The sequence below is a fragment of the Mesorhizobium sp. M7A.F.Ca.CA.002.04.1.1 genome (assembly GCF_004022805.1).
Taxonomy (GTDB): domain Bacteria; phylum Pseudomonadota; class Alphaproteobacteria; order Rhizobiales; family Rhizobiaceae; genus Mesorhizobium; species Mesorhizobium ciceri.
This window is the reverse complement of the sequence record NZ_RZPL01000433.1, coordinates 1-4,923: the sequence shown is the minus strand read 5'-3', so window position 1 is coordinate 4,923 and position 4,923 is coordinate 1. Positions and strand designations below refer to the sequence as shown.

The following is a 4,923-nucleotide window of genomic DNA, read 5'->3' as shown; positions in this document are numbered from 1 at the left end:
CGGCTTCAGCAGCGCGTCATGTCGCTGGTGGTGTTCACCGCCTTTGTCGGCCTGGTCGCCGCCCCCGTGACCATCAACCCTCTGCTGGCGGTGATCGCCATCCTGGCTATTGCGATAGGTGCTGGCGCCTCCGGCGCGCTCAACATGTGGTACGATGCCGACATCGATGCCGTGATGACCAGGACCGCCAGCCGCCCGGTCCCGGCCGGTCGCATCCAGCCGCACGAAGCGCTGACCTTCGGGCTGGTGCTGTCGGTGCTGTCGGTGATGACGCTCGGCGTGCTGGTCAACTGGCTGGCGGCGACGCTGCTGGCCTTTACCATCTTTTTCTACGCCGTCGTCTACACGATGTGGCTGAAGCGCTGGACGCCGCAGAACATCGTCATCGGCGGGGCCGCCGGTGCCATTCCGCCCGTGATCGGCTGGGCCGCGGTGACCGGGACGGTCAGCCTCGAAAGCGTTGTCTTGTTCCTGATCATCTTCCTTTGGACGCCGCCGCATTTCTGGGCGCTGGCGCTTTTCAAATCCGAGGACTACGCCAAGGCCGGTATTCCGATGATGCCCAACGTCGCCGGCCACGCTTCGACGCGCCGCCAGATCTTCGCCTATGCGCTGGTGCTGGCCCCGGTAGGCGTGCTGCCGTGGCTGCTCGGCTACACCACGCCCTTCTATGGCGTGGCCGCCCTGCTGCTCGGGGTCGGTTTTGCCTGGTACGCGTGGAAAGTGCTTGGCATGGCCGACGATGACCGCGTCATGAAACCGGCCAAGGCCCTGTTCGCCTATTCGCTGCTTTATCTCTTCGCCATCTTCGCTGCCTATCTGGCCGACAGCGTTGTCGAACGCGCGCTTGCCATGGGTGGAGCATGACCATGATCGAGGAAAAGCTCGAGACCGTCACGTTGACCGAGCGTCAGAAGAAGGCGCAGCGCAGCCGTTCTATCGCCATCGGCGTGGCGCTGGCGCTGCTGGTGGTCATTTTCTACATCGCGACGATCGTGAAGTTCGGCCACAATCTGGGCACGATGTGATGAGCGTCGAGAAGTCCAGGAAAGCGGCGGGCAAGAACAGCAACGTCATCGTCGCGGCTGTCTGCCTCGCCTTCTTCACCGGCATGATCGGCATGGCCTATGCCGCGGTGCCGCTCTACAAGATGTTTTGCCAGGCGACCGGCTATGGCGGCACGACGCAACGTGCCGAGAAGCAGTATGCCGGCCGCGTGCTCGACCGCGAGATCACCGTCCGCTTCGATGCCAACGTCGCCGGCGTGCCATGGGAGTTTCAGCCGGTCCAGCGCTCGATGACGATGAAGATCGGCGAGACCGTGCAGGCGCACTACCAGGCGACCAACAAGTTCGATCGTTCGGTGACCGGCCGCGCCACCTTCAACGTGCAGCCTGAACTGGCGGGCCCCTATTTCAACAAGGTCGAGTGCTTCTGCTTCACCGACACGACGCTGAAGCCCGGCGAGACGCTGGACATGCCGGTCCTGTTCTACGTGGACCCCGACATCGTCAATGTGCCGGAGCTCAAGGACGTGAAGACGATCACGCTGTCCTACACGATGTTCCCGGTCGAGAAGACCAAGCCGGTCGCCTCCTCGGCGCCGACCGATGGCAACAGCAAGACAATTTCGAATACCGAAGCAAATCTCGGGGGTTGATATGGCAGACGCGCACGCAAAACCACAGCATGACTATCATCTCGTCGACCCGAGCCCATGGCCTTTCCTAGGCTCGGTAGGGGCGCTGGTCATGGCCTTTGGCGGTGTCGCCCTGATGGAATATCTGAAGGGCGGGTCGTTCCCGATCTTCGGCTTCAACATCGCCAATCCGTGGCTGTTCTTCATCGGCCTCGTGATCGTCCTCTACACCATGTTCGCCTGGTGGTCGGACACGATCAAGGAAGCGCATGAGGGTCATCATACGCGGGTCGTGTCGCTGCACCTGCGCTATGGCATGATCATGTTCATCGCCTCGGAGGTGATGTTCTTCGTTGCCTGGTTCTGGGCCTATTTCGATGCCAGCCTTTTTGCCGGTGAGGCACAGAACTACGCGCGCGCCACATTTACTGGTGGCGTCTGGCCGCCGAAGGGCATGGAGGTTCTCGATCCCTTCCATTTGCCGCTCTACAACACCGTCATCCTGCTGCTGTCGGGCACCACGGTGACCTGGGCGCACCATTCGCTTCTTCACGGCGACCGCAAGGGGCTGATCAACGGCCTGGTGCTGACCGTTGGCCTCGGCATGCTGTTCACCATGGTGCAGGCCTACGAGTACATGCACGCTCCGTTCGCTTTCAAGGATTCCATCTATGGCGCCACCTTCTTCATGGCGACCGGCTTCCACGGGTTCCACGTCATCATCGGCACCATCTTCCTGTTGGTCTGCCTGATCCGGGCGATGAAGGGTGATTTCACCCCCAAGCAGCATTTCGGCTTCGAGGCGGCCGCCTGGTACTGGCACTTCGTCGACGTGGTCTGGCTGTTCCTGTTCGCCTCGATCTACGTCTGGGGATCGGTCGGCGCGGTGATCGAGGGCCACTGATCCAGGCCTGAGGGATTTTCATTTCTGGAGGCGGCCGCGGCAACGTGGCCGCCTTCTTCTTTTTGGCGCAATGATCGCTGATCGATAGCCAATGCGACTGACAATCTTCCGGGCTATTTGCGCATTGATGATCGGGGCACTCCCGGCCTTTGCCGGCGAGAAGGTGGACCTGGTGCGTGTTCACAAGGCCGAACGCCGGCTGGAACTGATCGGCGACGGCAAGGTCCTGCGAAACTACGGCATCGCGCTCGGCGGCGATCCCGTCGGGCACAAGCACCAGGAGGGCGATCAGCGCACGCCCGAGGGGAACTATGTCCTCGACTGGCGCAACCCGAACAGCATCGCGCACAAATCGATCCATATTTCGTACCCCAATGCCGACGATGAGGCCGCCGCCAAGGCGCGCAATGTCGGCGCGGGCGGCATGATCATGATCCACGGCCAACCGAATGGTTATGGCTGGTGGGGCTGGCTGCTTCAATTGGTCGACTGGACCGACGGCTGCATTGCGGTTACGGACTCCGACATGGACGAAATCTGGGCGCTGGTGGCCGATGGCACACCGATCGAAATCGAGCGGTAAGCAATGAGCGACGACGCTCCCATGAGTGAAGACAGGGCGATCTGGCCGCCGATCGATCCGATCTCGGCCGGCCTGCATGGCCGCTGCCCGCGCTGCGGCGAGGGGCGGTTGTTCTCCGGCTTCCTCACTGTCGGCAAGCGCTGCGTCAATTGCGGCCTCGATTATTCCTACGCCGATGCCGGCGACGGGCCGGCGGTGTTCGTCATCCTGATCATAGGCTTCCTTATCGTCGGCCTGGCGCTCTGGGTTGAAGTCACGCTTAGCCCGCCGCTCTGGCTGCATCTGCTGGTCTGGATTCCGCTGGCTGTCGTGCTGTGCCTGGCGGCGCTGAGGCTGATCAAAGGCGTGCTGCTGACGCTGCAATACCGCAACAAGGCGGCCGAAGGCCGGTTGGATCGCGGCGAATGAGCGAGGCAACCGTTAAAGCCGATGGCCGATCGCGGCCTAGGACGGCATTGCTGCTCGGCCTTGGCCTTGTGCTGTTCCTGATCCTGCTGGCGCTCGGCACCTGGCAGGTGCAGCGCCTTTATTGGAAGGAAGGCCTTCTGCAGACCATCGACCAGCGCACTCATTCAGCGCCGCGGCCGCTGGCCGAGGTCGAGAAAGAATTCGCAGCCACCGGGGACGTCGATTATACGCCCGTCGCCGTCACCGGGACGTTCCTGCATCAAGGCGAACGGCATTTTTACGCGACCTGGGAGGGTGATGCCGGCTTCAATGTCTACACGCCGCTGGCGCTCGACGACGGCCGCTTCGTCCTGATCAATCGCGGCTTCGTGCCTTACGATCTGAAGGACGCCGCCAAGCGCGCCAAGGGACAGGTGACCGGCAGAGTGACGGTCACGGGGCTCGCTCGCAACCCCCTGCCAGCAAAGCCGTCGATGATGCTGCCCGACAACGATGTGGCGAAGAACATCTTCTACTGGAAGGACCGCGACGTCATGGCGGCGAGCGCGGGCCTGCCGGCTGGGTTCACGCTGGTGCCGATCTTCATCGACGCAGACAAGACGCCAAATCCAGGCGGATTGCCGGTTGGCGGCGTCACCATCATCGACCTGCCGAACAGCCATCTGCAATATGCCGTCACCTGGTACGGGCTTGCCGCCACGCTCGCCGCCGTGCTCATCCTGCGGCTTCGCCGCCCCGCGAAAGAGGAATGAATGCGAGCGACGCCCCCTTTCTACCGATGCCCTTGACAGGGCAGGGGTGCGCACCTCATTTCGGCTTTGATCAACCGGCCCGGATTTAATGCTTCAGACAACCACCAAACCACCTCTGACGATCCGGCTCTGCCAGCCGCGCGGTTTTTGCGCCGGTGTCGACCGTGCCATCCAGATCGTCGTGCTGGCGCTGAAGAAATATGGCGCGCCGGTCTACGTCCGCCATGAAATCGTGCACAACCGCTACGTCGTCGAGGGGCTGCAAAGCCTTGGCGCCGTCTTCATCGAGGAACTCTCCGAGATCCCGGCCGAACATCGGCAGTCGCCCGTCGTGTTCTCGGCGCATGGCGTGCCGAAATCGGTGCCGGCGGATGCGAAGGCGCGCAATCTCTTCTATCTCGATGCCACCTGCCCGCTGGTGTCGAAGGTCCACAAGCAGGCGATGCGCCATCAGCGGCTCGGCCGTCATGTGCTGTTGATTGGTCACGCCGGACATCCCGAGGTGATCGGCACCATGGGCCAGCTCCCGGACGGAGCGGTGACCCTGATCGAAACCGAAGCCGATGCCGCAAAGCTCTCGCCCACCGATCCGCAGGCGCTAGGCTTCGTTACCCAGACCACATTGTCGGTCGAGGAC

The 4,923-nt window shown here is 62.5% G+C and carries 8 protein-coding genes; all 8 read left to right on the top strand.

What is annotated here, in order from left to right; genetic code table 11:
• The coding region (locus ENZ75_RS20960; protein ID WP_128278283.1) for a heme o synthase at nucleotides 1-867 on the top strand (867 nt) is incomplete at its 5' end.
• 2 nt (nucleotides 868-869) lie between these two features.
• Nucleotides 870-1,028 (top strand): hypothetical protein, encoded by a 159-nt coding sequence (locus tag ENZ75_RS20955; protein WP_013532777.1) that lies wholly within the window; start codon nucleotides 870-872, stop codon nucleotides 1,026-1,028.
• Nucleotides 1,028-1,660 (top strand): cytochrome c oxidase assembly protein, encoded by a 633-nt coding sequence (locus ENZ75_RS20950; RefSeq protein WP_027164147.1) that lies wholly within the window; start codon nucleotides 1,028-1,030, stop codon nucleotides 1,658-1,660. The genes ENZ75_RS20955 and ENZ75_RS20950 overlap by 1 nt, the downstream gene beginning before the upstream one ends.
• A gap of 1 nt (nucleotide 1,661) precedes the next feature.
• The gene (locus ENZ75_RS20945; protein ID WP_024503615.1) at nucleotides 1,662-2,543 is read left to right on the top strand and encodes a cytochrome c oxidase subunit 3; all 882 of its coding nucleotides are present in this window, start codon (nucleotides 1,662-1,664) and stop codon (nucleotides 2,541-2,543) included.
• Nucleotides 2,544-2,634: 91 nt separating this feature from the next.
• Complete coding sequence (locus tag ENZ75_RS20940; protein ID WP_063167681.1) at nucleotides 2,635-3,126, top strand: L,D-transpeptidase family protein; 492 nt, start codon at nucleotides 2,635-2,637, stop codon at nucleotides 3,124-3,126.
• Nucleotides 3,127-3,147: 21 nt separating this feature from the next.
• On the top strand, nucleotides 3,148-3,534 hold the full coding sequence (locus ENZ75_RS20935) for a DUF983 domain-containing protein (protein ID WP_024503617.1): 387 nt from the start codon (nucleotides 3,148-3,150) through the stop codon (nucleotides 3,532-3,534).
• On the top strand, nucleotides 3,531-4,286 hold the full coding sequence (locus ENZ75_RS20930; RefSeq protein WP_063167682.1) for an SURF1 family protein: 756 nt from the start codon (nucleotides 3,531-3,533) through the stop codon (nucleotides 4,284-4,286). Before ENZ75_RS20935 ends, ENZ75_RS20930 begins: the two co-directional genes overlap by 4 nt.
• Nucleotides 4,287-4,374: 88 nt before the next feature.
• Nucleotides 4,375-4,923, top strand: a 549-nt coding sequence (gene ispH / locus ENZ75_RS20925) for a 4-hydroxy-3-methylbut-2-enyl diphosphate reductase (protein WP_128278282.1), incomplete at its 3' end; no start/stop codon positions are given.